Annotated in this window: 21 protein-coding genes; 6 read left to right on the top strand and 15 right to left on the bottom strand. The window is 75.0% G+C overall.

Going from position 1 to position 23360, the window contains the following annotated elements; translation table 11 throughout:
• Nucleotides 1-16: 16 nt before the first annotated feature.
• From J4557_RS24915 to J4557_RS24905, 3 genes are all read right to left on the bottom strand, one after another.
• Nucleotides 17-1357, bottom strand: coding sequence for an ABC transporter substrate-binding protein (locus J4557_RS24915; RefSeq protein WP_208269159.1), 1341 nt, complete (start codon nucleotides 1355-1357; stop codon nucleotides 17-19).
• Nucleotides 1354-2583 carry an ABC transporter ATP-binding protein gene (locus J4557_RS24910; RefSeq protein WP_208269158.1) on the bottom strand — a complete coding sequence of 410 codons (1230 nt, stop codon included), beginning with the start codon at nucleotides 2581-2583 and terminating at the stop codon, nucleotides 1354-1356. The genes J4557_RS24915 and J4557_RS24910 overlap by 4 nt, the downstream gene beginning before the upstream one ends.
• Before the next feature lie 233 nt (nucleotides 2584-2816).
• Nucleotides 2817-3926: a M24 family metallopeptidase gene (locus tag J4557_RS24905; RefSeq protein WP_307800184.1), complete on the bottom strand. Its 1110-nt coding sequence runs from the start codon at nucleotides 3924-3926 to the stop codon at nucleotides 2817-2819.
• Between the two features lie 217 nt (nucleotides 3927-4143).
• On the opposite strand from J4557_RS24905, the gene J4557_RS24900 reads away from it, so the two are divergent.
• From J4557_RS24900 to J4557_RS24890, 3 genes are all read left to right on the top strand, one after another.
• A complete protein-coding gene (locus tag J4557_RS24900) occupies nucleotides 4144-5661 on the top strand; it encodes a SpoIIE family protein phosphatase (RefSeq protein ID WP_208269156.1) in 1518 nt (505 codons plus the stop codon).
• Nucleotides 5662-5749: 88 nt separating this feature from the next.
• Nucleotides 5750-6670, top strand: a complete 921-nt coding sequence (locus J4557_RS24895; RefSeq protein WP_208269155.1) for a 5'-3' exonuclease — start codon at nucleotides 5750-5752, stop codon at nucleotides 6668-6670.
• 376 nt (nucleotides 6671-7046) lie between these two features.
• Nucleotides 7047-7781 (top strand): Crp/Fnr family transcriptional regulator, encoded by a 735-nt coding sequence (locus J4557_RS24890; protein ID WP_208269154.1) that lies wholly within the window; start codon nucleotides 7047-7049, stop codon nucleotides 7779-7781.
• Nucleotides 7782-7865: 84 nt separating this feature from the next.
• Here the strand turns inward: J4557_RS24890 and J4557_RS24885 are convergent, their stop codons facing one another.
• The 7 genes from J4557_RS24885 to nirB all read right to left on the bottom strand — a co-directional run bounded on the left by J4557_RS24885 (nucleotide 7866) and on the right by nirB (nucleotide 15725).
• Nucleotides 7866-8051 (bottom strand): hypothetical protein, encoded by a 186-nt coding sequence (locus J4557_RS24885; RefSeq protein WP_208269153.1) that lies wholly within the window; start codon nucleotides 8049-8051, stop codon nucleotides 7866-7868.
• Between the two features lie 106 nt (nucleotides 8052-8157).
• Complete coding sequence (locus J4557_RS24880; protein ID WP_208269152.1) at nucleotides 8158-9066, bottom strand: amidohydrolase family protein; 909 nt, start codon at nucleotides 9064-9066, stop codon at nucleotides 8158-8160.
• A 16-nt stretch (nucleotides 9067-9082) separates the two neighbouring features.
• A complete protein-coding gene (locus J4557_RS24875) occupies nucleotides 9083-9604 on the bottom strand; it encodes a gamma carbonic anhydrase family protein (RefSeq protein WP_208269151.1) in 522 nt (173 codons plus the stop codon).
• Nucleotides 9605-9614: 10 nt separating this feature from the next.
• Entirely contained in the window at nucleotides 9615-10211 is a 597-nt protein-coding gene (locus J4557_RS24870) for a TetR/AcrR family transcriptional regulator (RefSeq protein ID WP_208269150.1), read from the bottom strand.
• A 19-nt stretch (nucleotides 10212-10230) separates the two neighbouring features.
• Nucleotides 10231-11664, bottom strand: a complete 1434-nt coding sequence (locus J4557_RS24865; RefSeq protein ID WP_243776305.1) for an MFS transporter — start codon at nucleotides 11662-11664, stop codon at nucleotides 10231-10233.
• A gap of 87 nt (nucleotides 11665-11751) precedes the next feature.
• Nucleotides 11752-13224: an FAD-dependent oxidoreductase gene (locus J4557_RS24860; protein ID WP_307800183.1), complete on the bottom strand. Its 1473-nt coding sequence runs from the start codon at nucleotides 13222-13224 to the stop codon at nucleotides 11752-11754.
• Nucleotides 13221-15725 carry a nitrite reductase large subunit NirB gene (gene nirB, locus J4557_RS24855; RefSeq protein WP_279576171.1) on the bottom strand — a complete coding sequence of 835 codons (2505 nt, stop codon included), beginning with the start codon at nucleotides 15723-15725 and terminating at the stop codon, nucleotides 13221-13223. The genes J4557_RS24860 and nirB overlap by 4 nt, the downstream gene beginning before the upstream one ends.
• Nucleotides 15726-16008: 283 nt before the next feature.
• Here nirB and pgfA point away from each other — a divergent pair, with 283 nt between their 5' ends.
• The 3 genes from pgfA to J4557_RS24840 all read left to right on the top strand — a co-directional run bounded on the left by pgfA (nucleotide 16009) and on the right by J4557_RS24840 (nucleotide 18066).
• Nucleotides 16009-16983 carry a cell envelope lipid trafficking protein PgfA gene (gene pgfA / locus J4557_RS24850; RefSeq protein WP_208269149.1) on the top strand — a complete coding sequence of 325 codons (975 nt, stop codon included), beginning with the start codon at nucleotides 16009-16011 and terminating at the stop codon, nucleotides 16981-16983.
• 77 nt (nucleotides 16984-17060) lie between these two features.
• The gene (locus J4557_RS24845) at nucleotides 17061-17306 is read left to right on the top strand and encodes a hypothetical protein (protein ID WP_208269148.1); all 246 of its coding nucleotides are present in this window, start codon (nucleotides 17061-17063) and stop codon (nucleotides 17304-17306) included.
• Between the two features lie 133 nt (nucleotides 17307-17439).
• Entirely contained in the window at nucleotides 17440-18066 is a 627-nt protein-coding gene (locus J4557_RS24840) for a DUF4232 domain-containing protein (protein WP_208269147.1), read from the top strand.
• Nucleotides 18067-18094: 28 nt separating this feature from the next.
• Here the strand turns inward: J4557_RS24840 and J4557_RS24835 are convergent, their stop codons facing one another.
• The 5 genes from J4557_RS24835 to J4557_RS24815 form a co-directional block, all read right to left on the bottom strand.
• Nucleotides 18095-19357 carry a beta-ketoacyl-[acyl-carrier-protein] synthase family protein gene (locus J4557_RS24835; RefSeq protein ID WP_208269146.1) on the bottom strand — a complete coding sequence of 421 codons (1263 nt, stop codon included), beginning with the start codon at nucleotides 19355-19357 and terminating at the stop codon, nucleotides 18095-18097.
• 204 nt (nucleotides 19358-19561) lie between these two features.
• Entirely contained in the window at nucleotides 19562-20416 is an 855-nt protein-coding gene (iolB, locus tag J4557_RS24830) for a 5-deoxy-glucuronate isomerase (RefSeq protein WP_208269145.1), read from the bottom strand.
• Nucleotides 20413-21327, bottom strand: coding sequence for a Cgl0159 family (beta/alpha)8-fold protein (locus J4557_RS24825; RefSeq protein ID WP_208269144.1), 915 nt, complete (start codon nucleotides 21325-21327; stop codon nucleotides 20413-20415). The genes iolB and J4557_RS24825 overlap by 4 nt, the downstream gene beginning before the upstream one ends.
• A complete protein-coding gene (gene iolC, locus J4557_RS24820; protein ID WP_208269143.1) occupies nucleotides 21324-22313 on the bottom strand; it encodes a 5-dehydro-2-deoxygluconokinase in 990 nt (329 codons plus the stop codon). Before iolC ends, J4557_RS24825 begins: the two co-directional genes overlap by 4 nt.
• The gene (locus J4557_RS24815) at nucleotides 22310-23308 is read right to left on the bottom strand and encodes a Gfo/Idh/MocA family protein (RefSeq protein WP_208269142.1); all 999 of its coding nucleotides are present in this window, start codon (nucleotides 23306-23308) and stop codon (nucleotides 22310-22312) included. The genes iolC and J4557_RS24815 overlap by 4 nt, the downstream gene beginning before the upstream one ends.
• Nucleotides 23309-23360: the final 52 nt, after the last annotated feature.

The following is a 23360-nucleotide window of genomic DNA, read 5'->3' as shown; positions in this document are numbered from 1 at the left end:
GGGGTCGTCCGCTCCCCTACTTGAACGCCTTGGCGGCCGCGGCCTCCAGCTTGGCCTGCGTCCCCTTGACGTCGGTCGGCTTGCTCACGAACTGGCGCAGCGCCTCCCACTCGCCGGCGCCCGGCGTCGCGCCGAACGCGGCGGGCGCGAGGTCGGACATGTCGTAACGGGCGGCGTCGCCGGCCTGCTGCATCTGCTGGATCAGCTGCTTGGCGATCGGGTCGGAGTACGCGTCCGGCGGGACGGACTTGTTCGGCGTCAGGTAGCCGCCGAGCCCGGCCCAGACCTTGCCGGCGTCCGGGGAGGCGAGGAACTTCATCAGCGCCTGCGCGCCCTTGCCGTCCTTCATCGCGACCGCGACGTCACCGCCGATGACCGCCGGGGCGGTGTCGCCGGCCTTCGGGAACGCGAACACCTTCGCGTCGGTGCCGACCTTGGCCTTGGTGGTGCCGATGTTGGCCGCGGCGAAGTCGCCGCCGTAGGCCATCGCGGCCTTGTTCTGGCCGAAGACCTGCGTGATCGACTCGTCGAACTTGGTCTTGGTCGCGGTGGCGACGCCGCCGTTGAGGAACTGCGGCTTGCCCCAGATCTCGGCGAGCGTCTGCAGCGCCTTGGCGACCGTCGGGTCGGTCCACTTGATCTCGTGCTTGGCCAGCTTGTCGTAGTTGTCCGGGCCGGCCTGCGAGAGGTAGACGTTCTCGAACCAGTCGGTCAGCGTCCAGGAGTCCTGCGGGCCGGCGGCCAGCGTGAACGGGGTGGTGCCCGAGTCCTGCAGCGTGCCGGCGTCCTTCACCAGGTCGGCCCAGGCCGCCGGGGGCTGGACGCCCGCGTCGGAGAACGCCTGCGGCCGGTACCAGATGATCGACTTGTAGGCCGCCTTGGCGATCACGCCGTAGGTCTTGCCCTGGTAGGAGCCGAGGTCCTTCCAGTACGGCGAGAAGTTCTGCGACACCTCCGACACCACGTCGTCGGCCAGCGGCTTCAGCTGGCCCTTGGCGGCGTACTGCTGCATCAGGCCCGGCTGCGGCAGGATCGCCACGTCCGGCGGGTTGTGCGCCGCCAGTTTCGGCCCGAGGTAGGCGTCGGTGTTCTCGCCGGTCGAGGCGTACTGGACGGTCGCGCCCGTCTGCTTCTCGAACGCCTGCAGGACCTTGCGGAAGTTGGTCTCCTCCGTCCCGGTCCACTTGGCGGCCACCGAGACGGTGACGCCCTTCAGCTCCGTCCCCCCGGCCGAGGTCTTCGAGCCGCTCCCCTTGTCGTCGTCGCCACCGCCGCACGCGGCCGCGGCCGACAGCAGCAGTCCCGCCGCGACGGCGGCGCCCACCGTCCGTCGGCCCATCCCTCTGCTGACCCTCATCCCTCATCCTTCCTGAGCGAACCGGCCGCGTCCGATCCCCAGATCGACGCGCCGGACTCGATATCGAAGAAGTGCAGGCGCCCGGTGTCGACGCGGATCGTCACCGGGTCGCCGACCTTCACGCGGGTGCGGGGGCTGAACCGCGCGACCAGGTCCGTGCGGGGCCTCTCCATGTGCCCCAGCACGTCGGTCCCCGCGTCGCGGGCGAGCTCCTTGGTGTCCTCGGTGACGACCTGGGCGGCCTCGACCGCGAAATGGACCAGCACGTCCGAGCCCATCGCCTCCACGAGGTCGGCGGTGGAGGTCAGCCCGGACCCCTCGGGCGCCTCCACGAGCTCGGAGTCCTCCATGTCCTCGGGACGGATGCCGACGACGACGTCGCGCCCGAGGTAGGACGCGAGGGCGGGGCGCTCGTGCAGCACCCCGGCCGGCAGCGTCAGGGTCTGGCCGCCGATCTCCAGGCGCGGGTTCGCCGCGTCCCCGGACAGCGCGCCGTGCAGCAGGTTCATGGCGGGTGAGCCGATGAAGCCGGCGACGAACAGGTTCGCCGGCCGGTCGTACAGCTCCTGCGGCGGTGCCACCTGCTGGAGCTGGCCCTTCTTCATCACCGCGACCCGGTCGCCGAGCGTCATCGCCTCGGTCTGGTCGTGCGTGACGTAGATCGTGGTGACGCCGAGGTCGCGCTGGATGCGGGCGATCTCCGCGCGCATCTGGACGCGCAGCTTGGCGTCGAGGTTGGACAGCGGCTCGTCCATCAGGAACGCCTGCGGCTCGCGGACGATCGCGCGGCCCATCGCCACCCGCTGGCGCTGGCCGCCCGACAGGTTCCGCGGCTTGCGGTCCAGGTGGTCGGTCAGGCCGAGGATCTCCGCGGCGCGGTCGACCTTCTCGCGGATCTCGGCCTTGGGCAGCTTGCGCAGCGACAGCCCGAACCCGATGTTGTCGCGCACCGACAGGTGCGGGTAGAGCGCGTAGCTCTGGAAGACCATGGCGACGTCGCGGTCCCGGGCGGGGACCCGGTTGACGACGCGGCCGCCGATCGTGACGGTGCCCTCGGAGATGTCCTCCAGGCCAGCGACCATGCGCAGGGCGGTGGTCTTGCCGCAGCCTGACGGTCCGACCAGCACCAGGAACTCCCCGTCGGCGATGCTGAGGTTCAGGTCGGTCACGGCCCGCGTCCCGTCGGGATAGACCTTCCCGACGCTGGTCAGGTCGACCTCTGCCACGGCGTCTCCTCTGCTTGACAAGCGCTACCCCGGCGTAACTCGAAACAAGGTGGTACAGGGCGGGACGGCCGGACCGCAATACGCGCGGCACCGGCTGGCGCATTTAGTACAGAGATCGTTACCGACCCGTTTCCGGGTCATTTTCCGCCAACCGAAAACAAGCAGAAGGCGCGGGCGAAAACCACCCGCGCCTTCGCGCCCTCACGCCCCGGAGGCCCCGGGGCACCGGAGGTTCAGCCGACGACCACCAGACCCCGCTCCGTCACGTTCATCGGCTCGTGACCGTTCTCGGTGCACACGACGATGTCCTCGATGCGCGCGCCGTGCGGGCCCGGGTAGATGCCCGGCTCGATCGAGAACGCCATTCCCGGCTCCAGCGGCTCGCGATTGCCCGCGACGATGTAGGGGTCCTCGTGCGACTCCAGCCCGATGCCGTGCCCGGTGCGGTGGAAGAAGTGCTCGCCGTGCCCCGCCGCCGCGATGACGTCGCGGGCCGCCGCGTCCACCGCCTCCGGCGTCACGCCCGGCCGGACCGCCTCGCGGGACAGCCGCTGCGCCTCCTCCAGCACCGCGAAGTAGGCGGCGTAGTCGGCGGGCGGCTCGCCCACGCAGTAGTTCCGGGTGGAGTCCGAGCAGTAGCCGCTCGGCATCGTCCCGCCGATGTCGACGACCACCGGCTCGCCCGCCCGGATCACCCGGTCCGACAGCTCCGCGTGCGGGTTCGCGCCGTTCGGGCCCGACCCGACGATGACGAAGTCGACGGCCTCGTGTCCCTCCGCGATGATCGCGTCGGCGATGTCGCGGCCGACCTCCCGCTCCGTCCGTCCGGCGCGCAGGAACTCCGGCACGCGCCGGTGCACCCGGTCGATCGCCGCGCCGGCCTCCCGCAGCGCGGCGACCTCGGCCGCGCTCTTGCGCATCCGCAGCTCCCGCAGTACGCCCCCCGCCGCGACCTGCTCGGCGCCCGGGATCGCGGCGCGGAACCGCAGCGCCATCACCGCCCACATCCGGTCGGCCACGCCCACCGAGGCGAGGCCGCCGGGCAGGCGGCGGGCGACCAGCGCGTACGGGTCGTCGGTCTCGTCCCACGGGACCAGTTCCACGCCGAGCGAGCCGGCGGGCGACTCCTGCGCCGCCGGCAGCTCCAGCCGCGGCACGACCAGGAACGCCTCGCCGTCCGCCGGGACCACCAGGCAGGTGAGCCGCTCGAGCTGCTTGGCGTCGTAGCCGGTGACGTAGCGCAGGTCCGGGCCGGGCGTCAGCAGGACCGCGCCGAGGCCCGCCTTCGCGGTCGCCTCGCGCACCCGCCCCAGCCGCTCGCGCGGATACAACTCCGTTGTCACATCCGTCTCCATACCGGTCGCGGTGCCGGGCCGCCCCGCCGCCGGGCGTGGGCCGCGCCGCGGATCACCGCTTCCTCCTTCCCTGTGACCTGCTCCTGTTACATTCTGTCCGTGCTCCGACACAGTTCGCACCGCCTCGGATACCGCACCAGGATCCCAACAGCGCCGCCGGGCCGCCGCCCCGGCCCGCCCGCTCCGTCGCGCCGCGGCTGAGCCGATGCGGCGCACCCGAGACACCGCAGGCCGCGAGGATACGTCGGCGCCCCGCGTCACCGCCGCCGTCGAGCGGGCCATCGTCCCGCAGGCCGCCGTCGAGCAGGCGAAGGGCGTGCTGGCGGAGCGGTTCGGCTGCGACGTGGAGACCGCCTACGACCGGCTGCTGGAGCTCGCCGCCGGCGCCGGGGTCGAGCCGGAGACGGCCGCCGCGCTGCTGCTCGGCCTGGCGCCGGACGCACCGGCCCGAGCCCGGCTCCGGGCCGCGCCGGCGTCCGGCCGGACCCCGGACCACGGCGACGTGCCGCTCCCGCGCGCCGCGCCGCGCGGCGATCCCGCCGGCCCGGAGGACGACGCCGATCCCGCCGGGGGGCTCGCGCTCGTCGAGCGGCTCGGCGGCCTCGGCTGGGGCCGCTGGGACCTGGCCACCGGCGAGGCCCGCTGGTCCGCCGGGCTGTACGAGCTGTTCGGACGGGACCCCGCCGCCGGGCCGGTGGCCCTGGACCGGCTCGCCGAGCACGTCGTCACCGCCGACCTGCGGCACGCCGAGCACTTCGCGCGCGCCCTGCTCCGCCGCCGCGAGCCCGCCGACGTGGAGTTCCGCGTCCGCGCCGGGGGCGCCGTCCGGCACCTGCGCGCGACCGCCGAACCGGTCCTGGACGCCCGCGGCGAACCGGTCGCGCTGCGGGCCGTCTTCCAGGACGCCTCGCACGGCCGGTGCGACGACCTGCCGGCGGTCACCCGGCTCCAGCTGATGCGGCAGCGCCGCCGCGCCGCCGAGGAGCGGCGCACCGCCGTCGAACTGCAGCGCGCGCTGCTGCCCCTCCCCCGCGGCCCCCGCGACCTGCCGGGGCTGCGCGCCGCCGTCCGCTACCTGCCCGCCTGCGCCGCGACGCGGGTCGGCGGCGACTGGTACGAGGCGACCCCGCTGTCCGGCGGCGAGGTCTTCCTCGCGATCGGCGACGTGGCCGGGCACGGGCCGCCCGCCGCGGCCGGGATGGCGCGCGCCCGCAACGCGCTCAGCGGCCTGGCCTGCACCGGTGCGCCACCCGACCGGCTGCTGGCGGCTCTGAACCGGATGCTGCTGAACCGGACGCCGCTCGACGATCCCGCGCGCGGGCGGGACCGGCCGCTGACCGCGAGCGCCGTCGCCGCCCGCTACGAGCCCGGGTCCCGCGTCCTAACCTGGGCGCGGGCCGGCCACCCGCCGCCGCTGCTGGTCCGCGACGGCGCCGCCGCGCTGCTGGAGGCCCCCGAGGGCGTGCTGCTCGGCGCGCACGAGGCCCCGGACCTGGAGCCGGTCATCACCCGGCTGCACCGCGGCGACCTGCTGCTGTTCTACACCGACGGGCTCGTCGAGCGCCGCGACCGGGACCTCGCCGACGGGTTCCGGATGCTGCTCGCCGCCGCGGCGGAGCGGCCGGGCGCCGGGCCCGACGCCGTCATCGACCACGTGCTGCGCTCGCTCGGCGCCGCCAACCCCGACGACGACACGTGCGTGCTCGCCGTCCAGGTCGCCTGAGCCGCGCCGCCCGGCCGGCCGGGCGGCGCGGCCGGGCGGCCTGCCGTGGCGCCGCCGGGATGTCGGGGGCGCGTGGGAGCATGAGGCCATGAGCGGGCTGATGCTGCTGGACACGCCGTCGTTGTACTTCCGCGCCTTCTACGGGGTGCCCGAGTCGGTGACGGCGCCGGACGGCACGCCGGTGAACGCCGTGCGCGGACTGATCGACATGATCGCCCGGCTCGTCCAGGACCGCTCCCCCGACCGCCTCGTCTGCTGCATGGACGCCGACTGGCGGCCGGCGTTCCGGGTCGAGGCGCTGCCGTCCTACAAGGCGCACCGGGTCGCCGAGGACGGCGGCGACCAGACCCCCGACGCGCTCGAGGCGCAGCTCCCCGTCATCGACGCGGTGCTGGACGCGTTCGGGCTGGCCCGCGCCGGCGTCCCCGGCTACGAGGCCGACGACGTCATCGGCACCCTCGCCGTGCGCGGCGCGGCGGACGGCCCGGTCGACATCGTCACCGGCGACCGCGACCTGTTCCAGCTCGTCGACGACACCGGCCCGGTGTCGGTGCTGTACACCGCGCGCGGCATCCGGAACCTGCAGGTGATGGGCGAGGCGGAGGTCGCGGCCAAGTACGGCATCCCCGGCCGCGGCTACGGCGACTACGCGACGCTGCGCGGCGACCCGAGCGACGGCCTGCCGGGCGTGCCGGGCGTCGGCGACAAGACCGCCGCCGCGCTGGTCACCCGGTTCGGGTCGGTCGACGGCATCCTGGCGGCGCTGGACGCGGGGATCACCGACGGGTTCCCGGCGGGCGCCCGCAAGCGGATGGAGGCGGCGCGGGAGTACCTGGCGTCCGCCGAGACCGTGGTCCGGGTCGTCACCGACATCGACGCGCCGGAGCTGGCGAAGCTGGACGACCGGCTGCCCGCCGAGCCGCGGGACGCCGAGGCCCTGGTGGGGCTCGCCGACGCCTGGAACCTCTCCGGCCCCGTGAACCGCCTGCTGAACGCCCTCTCCCGCTAGCCCGCCGCTCCCGCAGGGACGCGGAGGCCGCACCGATCCCGCGGCGCGGGGAATCGCCGGGCTGCAATTTTCCGCGAAAGTGTCAGATGACGCAGACGCGGTGCGCCCGCGCGCGCAGCATGTGGATCAATGAGGGGTTCTCCTAGGGACATGCGGAGAGCACGCACGCCGCCGCGGGACGGGCGATGACGGCCGTCGACCGGGCACCGGGTCCGGCCGCGGCGGCCGCACGAGCGGACCGGTATCCGCGGCACTGGGCCTCACCGCCCCACTCCCCCCATCTGCCGCGGGTACCGGTTCACCAGGCGGCGCGCACCGGCGCGCGCCCGTCCGTCCCGACCCGTGAGCCCCGCGGGGCTCGGAAAGCCGGCACCCCGTGAACACCAGGACACCGCCCCTCGGCGGCCTCGCCGCTCCCGCCGCGCCCGGCGGCGACGGCTTCTGGACCGAGCTCGACCGCGCCCAGCGCGCCGCGCTGGAGGCGGCGGCCCGGCCGCGCAACTACCCGGCGCGGGCGCCCCTCTGCTACCAGGGCGAGGACTCCGACCACATCATCGTCATCCGGTCGGGCTGGGCGAAGGTGACGTCCACGACGCCGGACGGCCACGAGGTGGTGCTGGCCGTGCGCGGCCCGGGCGACCTGGTCTGCGAGAGCGCGGTGCTCGGCAGCCGGCACCGTTCGGCGACCGTCACCGCGCTCACCCCCGTCCGCGGGCTGGTCGTCCCCGCCGGCCGCTTCACCGCCTTCCTGGACGCGCATCCGGGCGTCTGGCGGCTGGTGAGCGGCACGTTCGTGCGGCGGCTGGACGACGCGGACCGGCGGGTGCGGGCGAACGTGTCGGCGCAGGGCGCGCGGCGGCTGGCGATGCTGCTGGCGCATCTGGCGGAGCTGTCGGCGGCGTACGCGCCGCCGTCGGCGGACGGTTCGGTGGACATCGGCCCGCCGCTGTCGCAGGAGGAGCTGGGCAGCTGGATGGACGCCTCGCGCGAGACCGTCGCCCGCGCGCTCGCGGTGCTGCGCCGCGCGGGCCTGGTCCGGACGGGCCGCCGGCGGATCACCGTGGTGGCGCCGGGGGCGCTTCGCGCGTTCGCACGCGACCCCGCCGGCTGACCGGCCCGGTGCCTTTACATTGTAGATCACGAATGCGGCGGTGGCCGCGGCGCGGACCTGCGGCGGTGCGGGGGCGGGTCGCGGTCAGCGGCGCCGGCGGCGCGTGTAGCGGCGCCAGTCCCGGCCGGCGCCGACGCCCGCGAAGTGCAGCGACAGGAGCAGCAGCCCGAGGACGGTCAGCGTCCCGTTGTTGATGGCGTCCGACGACACGTCGGCGAGGTCGAAGAGCAGGGCGAGAGCGAAGACGATCGCGGCGACGATCGCGAGCATGGCGTCCTCCGATGGGGGGTTCGGGACGCGCCGGGCGCCCCGCGGGTACCGTCCCGATCACCGTTCGCGCGCCCGCGAAACGGCGCCCCGGTTCCGGACGCCCGAATCAGCCGCCGGTGCCCTGTCCGGAGCCCGTGCCCCGCGCCGGGGAGCCGGGGTCGTCCGCGATGCCGGGATAGACCCGCATCGCGTTGCCGCCGAGGACGAGCGAGACGGTCTCCTCGTCCAGCCCGAGGCCGGCGACGGCCCGGGCGTTGCGGGCGATGCCCGGGACGCCCGGCCAGTCCGTCCCGAACACGAACTTGCGGGCCAGCCGCTTCAGGTCGTGCCGGGCGTAGTACTCGGGGAGGCGGCGCGGAGGCAGCCCCGACAGCTCGATCCACACCTCCTCGCGGGACAGCGCGAGGAACGCCGCCGCGTCGTACCACCAGCCCCGCCCGCCGTGCGCCAGCACGAACGTCAGCCCGGGGAAGAGCCGGAGCACGTCGTCGATCGGGGTCGGGTCGGCGTACCGGTTGGCCGAGCCGGGGAAGGAGCTGGTGCCGCAGTGCACGACGACCGGGACGCCCGCGTCCCGGCACAGCGCGTACGCCGGGTACAGCTCGGGGTCGGCGACGGAGAACCCGCCGTGGACCGGGTGCAGCTTGAGCGCGACGGCACCGAAGCCGAGCTGGCGCTCCAGTTCGGCGTCGACCGGGTAGTGCAGGTGCGGGTTGACGTTGGCGACCGGCTTGAAGCGGCGCGGGTTGTGCTTGACGAGCGGCACCAGGTCCTCGATGGGCTGGTAACCGGTCGTCCTGGGGCTGTACTCGCACAGCAGAAGCGCGACGTCCACGCCCTCGGACGCGAAGTAGGCGTCGACGCGGTCGGGGACGAGGGTGCCGGAGTCGTCGTAGAGGTCCTGCCAGGGGTGCGCGGAGCCGAACTCCTCGGCCCACTGCCGCCATGCCGGGGGCAGGGTCGGCAGCCGCGCGGTGTGGACGTGGGCGTCGACAAGGGGACGTCCGTCGAGCATGTGCGCCTCCCCCGCGTCAGTCCTGGATCCGCTTGAGCTCGGCGGCGTAGCGGCGCCCGTTGGCGACGTACATCCCGACCGCCTCGGCGTGCCACTTCTCGTCGATGCCGCCGGGCCTGGGCTTGGCGGGGACGCCGAGCGCGGTGTGCCCGGACGGGACGACGGCGCCCTCGGTGACGACGGCCCCCGCGCCCACGACGGCGCGGGTCTCCACGCGGGCGCGGTTGAGCACGACGGAACCGGACCCGACGAGGCAGCGGTCCTCGATGACGCAGCCTTCGAGGTGGGCGTTGTGGCCGACGACGCAGTCGGAGCCGATGACGGTCGGCCATTCCTCGGTGGTGTGCACGACGGTGCCGTCCTGGACGGACGTGCGGGCGCCGACGGTGATCGCGCCGTAGTCGCCGCGCAGCACCGCGCCGGGCCAGACGGTGGCGCCCTCGCCGAGGGTCACCGACCCGATGACGGTCGCGCCCGGATGGACGTACGCGGTCGGATGGATGTCGGGGACCTGGTCTCCCAGCGCGTAGACGGCCATGCGGCGGAGCCTACCGGCCGCTCCCGGCCGGGCCGCCCCCGAGGGCGCCCAGGATCGTCGAGACCAGCGTCTCCGCGGCGTCCGCGGCGTCCAGCCGACCCTCGTCCACCTCCTGCGCGGCCGCGTGCATCAGCGTGTAGACGGCGGTGACCTGCCATCCGGGCGGCGCGGCGGCCGTGAAGACGCCCTCGTCGCGGCCGCGCCGCAGGAGCCGCTCGAGGCGGGCGAGGACGGGTGCGTGCCGGTCGCGGACCCGCTCGGGGCCGAGCACCCGCAGCGCGACCGTCAGCACGGTGCGCTGGCGGTCCAGGACGCGCCAGGACGAGCGGACGAGGCCCGCGAGGGCCTCGTCCGCGCGCCCGGCGTCGACGTCGACGGCGCCGAGGACGGCCTCCGCGTCGGCCAGCGACCGGTCGAACAGGGTGTCCACGAGCGCCTCGCGGGACGGGAAGTGCCCGTAGAGGGTGACCCGCCCGACCCCCGCGGCCTTGGCGATCTCGGTCATGCTGGCCGAGGGGTCGCGGCCGAGGCGGGCGAGGGCGGCGTCGAGGATGGCCTCGATGTTGCGCTCGGCGTCGGCGCGGCGGCGGGTGGTCGCGGAGGTCATGGGATCAGCGTACGGGCCGTCAGTGCGCGAACACCGGGCCGTCGCCGAGGTCGGGGCGGCCCGGCGGCACGAGGACGAGCGCGAGCAGCGCGACGGCGGCGGCCGCCGCCCCGAAGGTCGTGAACGCGGTGTGGAAGCCGCCGGCGGTGCGCCCGCCGATGCTCGCGCCCGCCATGGCGGTCGCCAGGGCGATGCCGAGGGCCCCGCCGATCTCGTGGCCGGTGTTGACGACGCCGGACGCGAGCCCGGCCTCCTCGTGCCCGATCCCGCTCATCGCGGTCATGGTGGCGCTGACGAAGCCGGCGCCGGCGCCGGCGGCCAGCAGCACGAATCCGGGGAGGACGTCGGGCAGGAGGTGGCCCCCCGCGGGCGCGCGCGCCAGCAGGAGCACCCCGGCGGCCGCGACGAGGAAGCCGGCCGCCGCGACGGGCCGGGTGCCGGTCCTGCCCGCCAGGTGCGAGGCGAGGTGGGCGCCGGCGATGGTCGCGACGGCGGCCGGGAGGAACGCCAGGCCGGTCTCCACCGCGGAGAACCCCAGCAGGTTCTGCAGGTACTGCGAGCAGAGGAAGAACCCCGACAGCAGAAGCGCGGACGCGGCCACCATCAGCACGTTGCCGGACGCGATCGTCCGGCGCCGCAGCAGGGCGGGCGGGACGAGCGGCGTGCGGACGGCCCGCTCGATCAGCAGGAAGGCGGCGGCGAGGACGGCGGCGGCGCCGACCGGGACCAGCGTCCGGGCCGCGCCCCATCCGTGCTCCCCCGCCTGGACCAGGCCGTAGATGAGGGCGGCGGCGGCGAGCGTGGCGGTGACGGCGCCGCCGGGGTCGAGCGGGCGGCGCACCGGCGGGACGTGCGCCACGGCCGACGGCAGCAGCGCCAGCACGGCCAGCCCGACCGGGACGTTGACGAAGAACACCCACTCCCAGCCGGGGCCGCTGGTGAGCAGCCCGCCGGCCAGCACGCCCACGGCGGCGCCGGTGCCGCCGATGGCCGCCCACACGCCGAGGGCCCGGTTGCGCTCGGGGCCGTGGAAGGTCGTGGTGACGATCGACAGGGCGGCCGGGGACAGCAGCGCGGCGCCGACGCCCTGGGCCGCGCGCCCGGCGATGAGCATCCCGCCCGTGCCGGCGAGGCCGGAGACCAGGGACGCGGCGGTGAACAGCGCGAGCCCGAGCAGGAAGGCGCGCCTGCGGCCGATCGTGTCGGCGAGCCGGCCGCCGAGCAGCAGCAGGCCGCCGAAGCACAGCGAGTAGGCGGTGACGACCCAGGTCTGGCCGCCGCGGCCGAGGTGCAGGTCGGCGGCCACGGACGGCAGGGCGACGTTCACCACGGTGATGTCGATGATCAGCATGAACTGGGCGACGCACAGCAGGACGAGGGCCCGCCACCGGCGGGGGCCGGCGGTCGGCGCGTCCGGGTGCGCATGGGGCGGCGCGGTCGCGTGGTCGTGCAAGGGGGATCTCCTAACTCGAACACCATTGTTCGAGTTAGCGTAGCCCGAAAAGCCGAGAACTTGAACAGCTTTGTTCGACTTGTCTCCCTAGGCGTCCACCGACTCCTGCTCGTCGAGCCAGGACACGATCCCCTCCAGCGCGTCGCGGCAGCTCCCGCAGCCGGTCCCCGCGCGGGTCCGCCGGGAGACCTCGTCGGCGGTGCGGGCGCCGTCCTGCCAGCACGCGCGGATCTGCCCCTTGCTGACGTTGTTGCAGTTGCAGACCGTCGCCGCGTCCGGCATCCGCACCGGCGAGGCGGCCTCGGGCGCGCCGCCGAGCCCCGGGAACAGCAGGTCGAGGCGCTCGGACGGCAGCGGCGAGGCCCGGTCGTAGAGCTGGGTGAGCGTCCCGGCGGCGGACGTCTCGCCGAGCAGGATCGCGCCGATCAGCCGGCCGTCCTTGATCACCGCCTTCTTGTAGGTGCCGCGCGCCGCGTCGGTGAACCGGACGACCTCCACGCCGTCGTCGTCGTCGCCGAAGTGCGTCTCCCCCATCGACGCCAGCTCGATGCCCGCCGCCTTCAGCCGGGTGATCTGCCGCGCGCCGGTGAACCGCGCGGCCGGATCGGTGCCCGCGAGCAGACCGGCCAGCACGGTCGCCTGCTCCCACGCGGGCGCGACCAGCCCGTAGACCTCGTCACGGTGCTCCGAGCACTCCCCGATCGCGCGGACGGACGGGTCGCTGACCGAGCGCAGCTCGTCGTCCACGACCACCGCCCGGCCGATCGCCAGGCCGGCGTCGCGGGCCAGCGACACCTCGGGCCGGACCCCGCACGACAGGATGACCAGGTCGGTGTCCAGGGTCTCCCGCCCGCCGTCCGGCAGCGCCAGCTCGACGCCGGTGACCGTGCGGCCGCCGCCGGCGCCGGTGGTGCGCAGCCCGGCGACGTTCGCCTGGACGCGGGTGCCGATGCCCAGGCGCGCGAGCGTCCGCGCCAGCACCTTGCCCGCGGCGGGGTCGAGCTGGCGTTCCATCAGGTGGCCGGCCAGGTGCAGGACCGTCACCTCCAGCCCCCGGCCCATCAGCCCGCGCGCCGCCTCGATGCCGAGCAGGCCGCCGCCGACCACCACCGCCCGCTTCGCCGACTCGGCCAGCTCGGAGATCCGGCGGCAGTCGTCGAGCGTGCGGAACACCAGCGCGCCGCCGGGCAGCCCGTCCTCCAGCCCGGGCATCGGCGGGACGAACGCGGTGCTGCCGGTCGCCAGCACGAGCGTGCCGTACCGGGTGACGGTGCCGTCGGAGGCGTGCACGGCGCGCGCCTCGCGGTCGACGCGGACGACCTCCACGCCGAGCCTGGCGTCCACGCCGTGCGAGGCGTACCAGGCCGCGTCGACCAGGCTGATGTGGTCCGGCCTGGTCATCCCGGCGAGGACGTTCGACAGCAGCACCCGGTTGTAGGGCCGCTGCGTCTCCGCGCCGAACACCGTGACGGGCACGCCGGGGTCGCGTGAGCGCAGCTCGCTGACGAACCGGGCCCCGGCCATCCCGTTCCCGACGACGACGATCCGTTCGCGGTTCACTTGACCTCCAGCGGCAGGAGCACGGGCTTGATCTGCTCGCGCTCGACCTCGAACTCGATGCTCGGGTCGGGGGTCTGCGGCGCGTTGACGAACGAGACGAACCGGCGGAGCCGGTCGGGGTCGGCGAGGGTGTCGCGCCACTCGTCGGAGTACGCGGCCACGTGCCGCTCCATGGCGGCGTCCAGCTCGGCGCAGATGCCGAGCCGGTCGTCCACGATCACCTCGCGGAGGTAGCCGACGCCGCCGTCGAGGGCCTCCAGCCAGCTCGCGGTGCGCTGCAGCCGGTCGGCGGTGCGGATGTAGAACATCAGGAACCGGTCGATGGTGCGGATCAGCTCCTCGTCGGACAGGTCGGAGGCGAACAGGTCGGCGTGCCGGGGCCGCATGCCGCCGTTGCCCGCGAGGTAGAGGTTCCAGCCGTTCTCGGTGGCGATGACGCCGAAGTCCTTGCTCTGCGCCTCCGCGCACTCCCGGGCGCAGCCGGACACCGCCGACTTCAGCTTGTGCGGGGCCCGCAGTCCCCGGTACCGCAGCTCCAGGCGGATCGCCATCGCGGCCGAGTCCTGCACGCCGTACCGGCACCAGGTGGAGCCGACGCACGACTTCACCGTCCGCAGCGCCTTGCCGTAGGCGTGCCCGGACTCGAACCCGGCGTCGACGAGCCGCCTCCAGATCTCCGGGAGCTGCTCGACGCGGGCGCCGAACAGGTCGATCCGCTGACCGCCGGTGATCTTGGTGTAGAGGCCGAAGTCGCGGGCCACCTCCCCGATCACGATCAGCTTCTCCGGCGTGATCTCGCCGCCGGGGACCCGCGGGACCACCGAGTACGTGCCGTTCCTCTGCAGGTTGGCCAGGAAGTGGTCGTTGGTGTCCTGCAGCGCGGCCTGCTCGCCCTCCAGGATGTGCCCGTTGCCGAGGCTGGCCAGGATGGACGCGACGGCGGGCTTGCAGATGTCGCAGCCCCGGCCGCGGCCGTGCTCCTGGACGAGCTGGGTGAAGCTCGCGACCCGGCCGCCGCGGACGATGTCGAACAGCTCGGCGCGGCTGTAGTCGAAGTGCTCACAGATCGCCTTGCTGACCTCGATGCCGGCGGCGGTCAGCTCGGCGTCCAGGATCCGCTTCACCAGCGGGACGCAGCTGCCGCAGCTCGTCCCGGCCCTCGTGCAGCCCTTCACCGCGCCGACGTCGGTGAGGGACTCCGCCGCGATCGCGCCGCGGATCGTCTCGGCGGTCACGTTGTTGCAGGAGCAGATGACGGTCGCGCCGGGCAGGTCGCCGCCCGCCGCCTCCGTCCCCCCGAACAGCATCTGCTCGGGGGCGCCGGGCAGGTTCCCGCCGACGTAGGCGCGCAGCGTCCCGTAGGACTCGGCGTCGCCGACCAGCACGCCGCCGAGCAGGGTCTTCGCGTCGTCGCTGACCACGAGCTTCTTGTAGACGCCGGCGACCGGATCGGTGTAGGTGACGCCGAGTGCGCCCTGGTCCGGGCCAGCGAACGGGTCGCCGAAGCTGGCGACGTCGACGCCCATCAGCTTCAGCTTCGTCGACATGTCGGCGCCCTCGAACACCGCCGTGCTCTCCGGGTCGAGCAGCCGGTCGGCGACGACCTCCGCCATCGAGAAGCACGGCCCCACCAGCCCGTACACCGTCCCGCCGACCAGCGCGCACTCGCCGATCGCCCAGATCGCCGGGTCCTCGGTGCGGCAGGCGGCGTCGACGACGATCCCGCCGCGCTCCCCCACCGGCAGCCCGCAGCCGCGGGCCAGCTCGTCGCGCGGCCGGATGCCCGCGGAGAACACCACCACCTCGGCGTCGATCCGCCCCCCGCCGGCGAGGGCGATGCCCGCGACGGCGCCGTCCCCGCCCGCCTCCAGCCGCTCCATCGGCGCCCCGGCGTGCACCGCCATGCCGAGGGCCTCGATGTGGCGGCGCAGCATCGCGCCGCCGCCCTCGTCCAGCTGGCGCGGCATCAGCCACGGCGCGACCTCGACGACGCCGCTGCGCAGCCCGAGTCCCTGGATCGCGCGGGCCGCCTCCAGGCCGAGCAGGCCGCCGCCGACCACGGCGCCGGTCGCCCGGTCCCGCGCGTAGTCGCGGATGGCGTCCAGGTCGTCGATGGTGCGGTACACGAACACGCCGGGCAGGTCCCGGCCCTCCACCGGCGGCACGAACGGCGCCGACCCGGTGGCCAGCACCAGGGCGTCGTAGCCGACGGCGCGTCCGGCCGAGGTCGTGACCGTGCGGGCGGCGCGGTCGATCGCGGTGACCCGCTCGCCGGTGACGACGGAGACCTCGGCGCCGTGCGCGGGGTAGGCGAGGTCGGCGCCCTCCAGATGGGTGGTCAGCGCCACCCGGTCGTAGGCGGTGCGCGGCTCCTCGCCGATGACGGTGACCGTCCACGTCCCGGCGGCGTCGCGCTCGCGCAGGGCCTCCACGAGGCGGTGCGAGGCCGGTCCGTGGCCGACCACGACCAGGTGCATGTCCGGTTCGTTGCGGGCTTCCATGGCTTGATCCTCGGTAAGCCGTATTTCCCGTATGGGTCCCGAACGTCACCCGCGCGTTAACTGGCGCTCACAGCGGCGGGCCCGGCCGGGCGGGCGGATCCGGTCCGACGGGCCGGGCCCGCCGCGGGCACAGGCACGGGCGGGCGACGCTGGGCGCCCGCACAAATTTGCGGTTTCCCCGGCATAAGCATTCATTTCGGCGCCTCCATGGCGGACGATGTGCGGACCGGGCACGGCGCCCGGCCGTCGGGGCGGGGGAGCAGCGAAGGACGAGGAGGCGGCATTGCGCAACGTCATCGGCATGGTGCTCACAGGACTGGGAGCGTTCCTCCTGATCACCGCCGTGCTGGTCCGCTTCTACGTCGCCCCCCGGCTGATCGCCGCGCCGACCGACGTCTACCAGGTCACGCGGCTGCGCGCCGAGAACGCCACCTACTTCGACGCGAAGTCCGTCAAGCAGGTGACCGGCGCGACGGTCGTCGCCACCAACACCGTCCGCGGCGACGTGACGTCCTCGCACGGCGACGTCGCCGTCTGGGACTCGGCGACGATGGTCCAGGACGTCGCGCGCGGCACGACCATCGAGATCCAGAACCAGCGGGTCGCGTTCGACCGCCGCACGGGGCTGCTCACCCGATGCTGCGGCGCCTCGGTGGACGGCGACGTGTCCGCCCGCCAGTCGGGGCTCGGGCTGTTCTGGCCCGTGGACGCCACCAAGAAGCCCAAGCAGGTCTACGACCCGGCGACGCGCCGTCCCTGGCCCGCCGTCTACGCCGGCCAGGAGCGCGTGCACGGCATCCTCGCCTGGCGGTTCGTCCAGCACATCCCCAGCACCAAGCTCGAGGGCCAGGACCTGCCGGCCGTGCCCGGCGAGCTGCTCGGGCGCGCCAAGGGCGGCCCCGCGGTGCCGGTCGACCGCTACTACCAGGCGGACGGCACCTACTGGGTGGACCCGCGCACGGGCAACCCGATCGACCAGGAGCAGAAGGTGCTGTCCACCCTGCAGCCGAGGAGCGGCCCGGGCCGCCTCGTCGTGGGGCAGATGGACCTGCGCATGACGCCGGAGTCGCAGAAGTCGCTGCAGGACACCTCGGCCGACGGCGCGTCGAAGATCAACCTGCTCCGGATCGCCGTCCCGGTGGGCTCGGCTGCGGTCGGCGCCGTGCTGCTGGCCGCCGGGGCCGTCGTCGGCCGGGCCGGGCGCCGGCGCCCGTCGCACAGCCGGCAGCCGGGCGAACCCCTCGCCACCACGCGCTGACCTGACCGTTAGGTCTGTGATGTGGGGGTACGTCCCGTAAGGGACCCGGCCAGAGCCTGGTCACCACGGACCACGACGTGATCCGCCAGTGGGCCGACGAGCGCGGCGCCGAGCCGTGCAGCGTGCCCGACAGCGACTACGGGGGCAGGCCCGGCCGGCTGCTGTTCGACTTCCCCGGCTACGGCGGGGGGAACCTGGAGCACATCTCCTGGGACGACTGGTTCCGCACGTTCGACGAGCGCGAACTCGACTTCATCTACCAGGAGCACAAGAAGGACGGGGCGCAGAGCAACTTCTTCCAGCTGGAGAACCCGGGCCGCTGACCGGTCGCACCCGCGCGAGGCGCGCCCGTGCGGGTGGGCCCCGCGCGGGTGCGCCCCGCCGCGTCCGCCCCGTGTCGATCACGAATCGCGAAATCAGTGGATCTTGAGGGCGCTTCCCGGCGTCCGAATAGCCGTGACTACAGAGAACAAGAGCCGTGCGGCCGTCCTGGTCCTGACGGGCCTCGCGCTGGGCGCGGCCCTCACGGGATGCAAGGTGGGCGACACGGGCACCGATCCCGGCGGCACCAGGACGAACGCCGGGACCGGCACCGCGCCCGCGGCCGGCGGCACCGCCGAAGGGGCGGGCGGGAACGCGGGATCGGGAACGGGCTCGCTCGCCCGCTGCCACACGCGCGACCTCGCGGCGCGGGTCGGCCGCCTCGACGGGGCCGCCGGATCGCGATCGACCAAGATCGTCCTGACCAACGCCTCCGGCCGCGCGTGCCGGGTCTACGGGTGGCCGGGCGTCGGCATCGCCGTCGCGGACGGGTCGGCGCTGCCGAGCAGCGACCAGCGGGTGGGCGGCCCGCCTCCGCACCTGGTGCTCCAGCCGAACGGGCACGCCTACACCGAGATCGACTGGGCGGCGCCGGGCGCCGCCGACCCGCAGTCCCGGTCGGAGGCCGCGGTGCCGGGCCTGCTGACGGTCATCCCGCCGGACGAGACGCTGGCGCTGCGCGTCCCGTGGTCCTTCGGCCCGGTGGCGGAGCAGGGCAACTTCCGGGTGACCCCGCTCAAGCCGGGCAGCGGGCCGGCCTGACCCGCCCGCGCCTCACTCCGGCCCGTGCTCAGGCCGGAGTGAGGACGAGCGCGGCGTCGTGGCCGCCGAACCCGAACGAGTTGGACAGCACCGGCGCCGACGCGGGGATCGCGCGCGCCTCGCCGTGGACGACGTCGATCAGCCCGGTCTCCGCGTCCGGCCCGGCGAAGTTCGCGGTCGGCGGGACGAGCCCGGCGGCGCCGCAGCGCAGCGCGACGATCGCCTCCACCGCGCCGCCCGCGCCCAGGATGTGGCCGGTCACGCCCTTGGTCGCGGTGACGGGCGGGGCGTCGCCGCCGAAGCAGCGGTCGATCGCGAGGGCCTCGGCGCCGTCGTTGCCGCGGGTCCCGGTGGCGTGCGCCGAGACGTGCCCGATGTCGCGCGGGGCGAGGCGCGCGTCGGCGAGGGCCGCGGCCATGCAGCGGGCGGCCACCCGGCCGTCCTTGCGCGGCGCGACGATGTGCGCGGCGTCGCTCGCGGCGGCGTACCCGGCGATCTCGCCGTGCACGCGGGCGCCGCGGGCGGCGGCGCGGTCGGCGCGCTCCAGCACGAGGAACGCGGCGGCCTCCCCGACGACGAACCCGTCCCGGTCCGCGTCGAACGGGCGGCTCGCGGTGTGCGGCGCGTCGTCGCGGCGGGCGAGCGTGCCGATGCGCGCGAACGCCGCCATCACGAACGGGGTCAGGATCGCGTCGACGCCGCCCGCCACGGCGGCGTCGATCCGGCCGGCGCGGATCGCGAGGGCGGCCTCCCCGATCGCGGTGGCGCCGCTGGCGCAGCCCGTCGAGTACGTCGGGCACGGCCCCTCGCACCCGTGCCGGATGGAGATGTTCGCGGCGGTCGCGTTCGGCATGATCATCGGGACGGCGGGGACCGGGACGCGGTGCAGCGTGCCCGCGTGCTCGTGCCCGCCGAGCGCGACCACCGACGCGAGGTTCGCGGCGGCCGTCCCGACGTACACCCCGCGCCGGCCGGGCACCGGGGCGTCCGGCCCGTGCAGTCCCGCGTCGGCGAGCGCGTCCTCGGCGGCGGCGACGCCGAGGCGCGTCATGCGGTCGAGCCGCCGCAGCTCGGGACGGGTGAAGTAGCGCTCCTCCTCGAACGGCTGCGCCGGGCACCCGTAGGAGACGGCCGTCCCCGCCTCCAGCAGGTCCTGGACGTGGACGGCCTGCGACTTCCCGGAGAAGACGGTGGCGACGACCTCGTCCGGGGTGCCGCCCGCCGGGCTCTTCACGCCGAACCCTGTGACCACCACCCGGGGGGTTCCGTCGGCCCGGCGCGCAGCAGTCATCCGTCACCTCGCGGTCGTCTGGAAAACGCAAGGATTGGAAGCTAGCGGCCCTCCGCGCGCCGCCACTTGGCCCTGCGGGCACATTTCTCGCGGGTGTTTTTGTCACCGCCATGCGAGAACTCCGGAAACACCTTCACGGCGGTACGGATCAGAAGGACGCCGGCGCTCTCCGTTTCCGGGGAACGGGGCCTCGGCGCGGTTCCGTCAGCGTTCGCGGCCCGCGGCCGACGTCATGGGCAGCCGCTGATCGACCTTCTCGCCCGCCCAGGCGCCGCGGACCCAGGCGTGGGCCGGGTCGTCGCAGATCCGCCAGGCCCGCTCCTCCCCCGGCCCCGCCATCACGTTGAGGTAGTACAGGTCGTAGCCGGGCACCGCCATCGACGGGCCGTGCCAGCCGTGCGGGATCAGCACGACGTCGCCGGTGCGGACCTCCTCCAGCACGTCGATCGGGCGCTCCTCGCCGCCGTACACCCGCTGGTAGCCCATGCCGGGACGGCCGCCGGGACCGTCCGCGACCTCGAAGTAGTAGATCTCCTCCAGCACCGATTCGGTCGCCGTGTGCTCGTCGTGCTTGTGCGGCGGGTAGGACGACCAGTTCCCGCCGGGCGTCAGCACCTCGCAGGCGATCAGCCGGTCGGCCTCGAACGCCTCCGGGGTGCAGAAGTTGTTCACCTGCCGGCTCGCCGCACCGGCGCCGCGCACCTCGACGGGCACCCCTTCGGCGGGTCCGTAGCGCGGCGGCAGCCGGCGCTCGCAGCGGGCGGACGGCAGCGCGAACCGGCCGCCGTCCCGCGACGAGACGACCACCGTGGCGTCGCGCGGCGCGTAGGCGAAGTCGGTGACGCGGGAGAAGACGTCGGCGCGCCCCCGCAGGTCGAACGGCACGGCCTCCTCGCCGGGGACGGTGACGGCGGCGCGGCACGACCCGGCGAGCGGCAGCACGAGGGTCTCGGCGTCCCCCGTCTCGACGGTCGCCTCCTCGCCGGGGCCGAGCGTCACGACGCGCAGGCCCGAATAGGTCCATCCGGCGTCCGCCGGCGCGATGTCCACCTCGGTCATTCCGTCCTCCTCGCGGGGGTTCCCAGCGCCGCCACCGCGGCGTCGACCGCCGCCGCGACGTCGCCGCCGGGCGGGTACAGCAGGCTGCGGCCGATGACCAGGCCGCGGACGGTCGGCAGCTTCAGCGCCTCCCGCCAGCCGGCGAGCGCGGCGTCCGGGTCGGCGGACACCTCGCCGCCGAGCAGCAGCGCGGGCAGCGTCGAGGCCGCCATGACCCGCTCCATCTCCGGCACGACGGGCACCTTGAGCCAGGTGCGCGCGGACGTGGCGCCGAGCCCGGAGGCGATCGCGACCGCGCGGATCATCGCCTCCGCGGTGAGCTCGTTGCGGACGCGCCCGTCCTCGCCCCGCCCCGACATGAACGGTTCGACCATCGCCATCAGGCCGTGCGCGGCCAGGTCGGTCACCGCGCGCCCGCACGCCTCCAGCGTCCGGGCGGTGGCGGGGTCGGCGGGGTCGACGCGCAGCAGCATCTTGCCGCCGTCCAGCCCGGCCGCCGCGATCGCGGGCGCGCTGTAGGCGGTGAACCGGTCGTCGATCTCGAACGACGCGCCGGCGAGGCCGCCCCGGTTCATGGAGCCGACGGCGAGCTTGCCGTCCAGCGCGCCGAGCAGCAGCAGGTCCTCCAGCACGTCGGGGGTGCCGAGCACGCCGTTCACGCCGGGCCGCGCCAGCGCCGCGCACATCCGCTCCAGCAGGTCGCGGCGGTCGGCCATGGCCAGCGGGTCGGACCCGGCGCGCAGCGCGCCGCGCGCCGGATGGTCCGCCGCGATGATCATCAGCGGGCCGGACGCGCCCGGCGGGCCGGACGGCCGCACCCGCCGGGCGGCGGCGCGCGCCACCGCCTCGGGATGCGCCGCCCGGACCTCGGCGAGGGCGGCGTAGCGTTCGGCGAACGTTCCCGCGCTCACGCGGTGACCTCCTTGCCGGGGCCCGGCGTCCGCCGGGCGGCGAGCAGCCGCTCGACCTCGTCGGCCGAGGGCATGGCGTCGGCGCAGGCCAGCCGGGACGCGACGATCGCTCCGGCGGCGCCGGCGAACCGCACGATCCGTTCCAGGTCCCAGCCGCTGAGCAGGCCGTGGCAGAGGGCTCCGCCGAACGCGTCCCCGGCGCCGAGCCCGTTGACCACCTCCACCGGCGTCGGCGGGACCTCGACGGTGCCGTCCGCGGACGCGGCGAGGACGCCGCGCGGGCCCTGCTTGACGACGGCGACCGACACGCCCTGGTCCAGCAGCGCGCGGGCGGCGGCGCGCGGTTCGCGCTCGCCGACGGCGACCTCGCACTCGTCCAGGTTGCCGACCGCGACGGTCGCGTGCCGCAGCGCTTCGCGCACACGCGCGCGGGCCGCGTCCGGCGACTCCCAGAACATCGGCCGGTAGTCCAGGTCGAGGACGGTGGTGCCGGGGTGCGCGGCGAGCGCGGCGAGCGTCGCCTCGCGGCTCGGCTCCTGCGACAGCCCGGTGACCGTCGCCCAGAAGATCCGGGCGGCGGCGATCGCGTCCAGGTCCAGCTCGTCCGCGCGGATCTCCATGTCCGGCGCCTTCGGGTACCGGTAGAAGTACAACGGGAAGTCGTCCGGCGGGAAGATCTCGCAGAACGCCAGGGGCGTCGGCAGGCCGGGCACCTCGGTGACGAACCGGTCGTCCACGCCGTAGCCCTTCAGCGCCTTATGGACGAACCGCCCGAACGGGTCGGCGCCGGTGCGGGTGATGACCGCGCTGCGGCGGCCGTGGCGGGCCGTGGCGACCGCCACGTTGGTGGGGCTGCCGCCCAGGTACTTGCCGAACGTCTCGACGTCCTCGAGCGGCACCCCGATCTGCCGCGGGTAGACGTCGACGCTCACCCGGCCCATTGTGACGAGATCGTGGGGCGCTCCGCCCTCCGGCGCGGACGTCATCGGCGCACCTCCTCGATCGTGACGGTGCGCCGCTCGCGGCGGGAGATCCCGCACGCCTCCGCCACGTAGAGCGCCTCCAGGCTCTCCTCGGGCGGGCACGGGCTGGCGGTGCCGTCCGCCACCATCAGGGCGAACGCCGCCAGTTCGGCCGCGTACGCGTCGGCGAACCTCTCCAGGAACCCGGTGTGCGCGGGCCCGGCCGGGCGGATGCCCGCGGCCGCCGGGGACAGCGGCGTCCCGTCGTCCAGCCCGGCGACGACGCCGCCCTGCGAGCCGAGGACCTCCAGCCGCACGTCGTAGCCGGCCGCGTTGTAGCGGGTCGCGGACACGAGCGCGAGCGTCCCGTCGTCGAGGGTCAGCACGGCCGCGCCGGTGTCGACGTCGCCGGCCTCGGCGAACGCCGCCGATCCGCGGTTCGCGCCGGTCGCGGTCACCTCGGTCACCTGCCGTCCGGTGACGAACCGGACGGCGTCGAAGTCGTGCACCGAGCAGTCGCGGAACAGCCCGCCGGAGCCCGGGATGTAGTCGTCCGGCGGCGGCACCGGGTCCAGCGTGCAGGAGCGGACGGTGTGCACCCAGCCGAGCCGGCCCGAGCGCACCGCGTCCCGCGCCGCGACGTGGCCGGGGTCGAAGCGGCGCTGGAAGCCCACCTGCACGGGCACGCCCGCGCCGCGGACCGCCTCCAGCACCTCGATCGTCCCGGGCAGGTCGGGGGCCACCGGCTTCTCCACGAACACCGGCATCCCGGCCTCGACGGCGCGCACCACCAGGCCGGCGTGCGCGTCCGTCGGGGCGGCGACGACCAGCGCGTCCAGCCCCGCGGCGAACAGCGCGCCGACGTCCTCGGCGGCGCGGACGCCGAGCCTGCCGGCCGCCTCCCGCGCCCGGCGCGGGTCGGCGTCGGCGACGACGACCTCCGCGACCCCGGGCAGCGCGCGCAGCGTCTCCGCGTGCGCGCTCCCGATCCGTCCCGCTCCAGCGAGCCCGATCCTCATCGCACCCCTTCCGGCCGTGAATCGCGACCGAGTCTCATGGAACGATCCAACA

The sequence above is a fragment of the Actinomadura nitritigenes genome, from assembly GCF_017573545.1.
Taxonomy (GTDB): Bacteria; Actinomycetota; Actinomycetes; order Streptosporangiales; family Streptosporangiaceae; genus Spirillospora; species Spirillospora nitritigenes.
The sequence above is the reverse complement of the archived record's forward strand: the minus strand, read 5'-3'. Positions and strand labels throughout refer to the sequence as shown.

What these genes read in the sequence shown, in the direction of transcription:
- J4557_RS24915 (WP_208269159.1), bottom strand. Translation starts at nt 1,357, where the DNA reads ATGAGGGTCAGCAGAGGGATGGGCCGACGGACGGTGGGCGCCGCCGTC.
- J4557_RS24900 (WP_208269156.1), top strand. Translation starts at nt 4,144, where the DNA reads ATGCGGCGCACCCGAGACACCGCAGGCCGCGAGGATACGTCGGCGCCC.
- J4557_RS24895 (WP_208269155.1), top strand. Translation starts at nt 5,750, where the DNA reads ATGAGCGGGCTGATGCTGCTGGACACGCCGTCGTTGTACTTCCGCGCC.
- J4557_RS24885 (WP_208269153.1), bottom strand. Translation starts at nt 8,051, where the DNA reads ATGCTCGCGATCGTCGCCGCGATCGTCTTCGCTCTCGCCCTGCTCTTC.
- J4557_RS24880 (WP_208269152.1), bottom strand. Translation starts at nt 9,066, where the DNA reads ATGCTCGACGGACGTCCCCTTGTCGACGCCCACGTCCACACCGCGCGG.
- J4557_RS24875 (WP_208269151.1), bottom strand. Translation starts at nt 9,604, where the DNA reads ATGGCCGTCTACGCGCTGGGAGACCAGGTCCCCGACATCCATCCGACC.
- J4557_RS24870 (WP_208269150.1), bottom strand. Translation starts at nt 10,211, where the DNA reads ATGACCTCCGCGACCACCCGCCGCCGCGCCGACGCCGAGCGCAACATC.
- nirB (WP_279576171.1), bottom strand. Translation starts at nt 15,725, where the DNA reads ATGGAAGCCCGCAACGAACCGGACATGCACCTGGTCGTGGTCGGCCAC.
- J4557_RS24835 (WP_208269146.1), bottom strand. Translation starts at nt 19,357, where the DNA reads ATGACTGCTGCGCGCCGGGCCGACGGAACCCCCCGGGTGGTGGTCACA.
- iolB (WP_208269145.1), bottom strand. Translation starts at nt 20,416, where the DNA reads ATGACCGAGGTGGACATCGCGCCGGCGGACGCCGGATGGACCTATTCG.
- iolC (WP_208269143.1), bottom strand. Translation starts at nt 22,313, where the DNA reads ATGACGTCCGCGCCGGAGGGCGGAGCGCCCCACGATCTCGTCACAATG.
- J4557_RS24815 (WP_208269142.1), bottom strand. Translation starts at nt 23,308, where the DNA reads ATGAGGATCGGGCTCGCTGGAGCGGGACGGATCGGGAGCGCGCACGCG.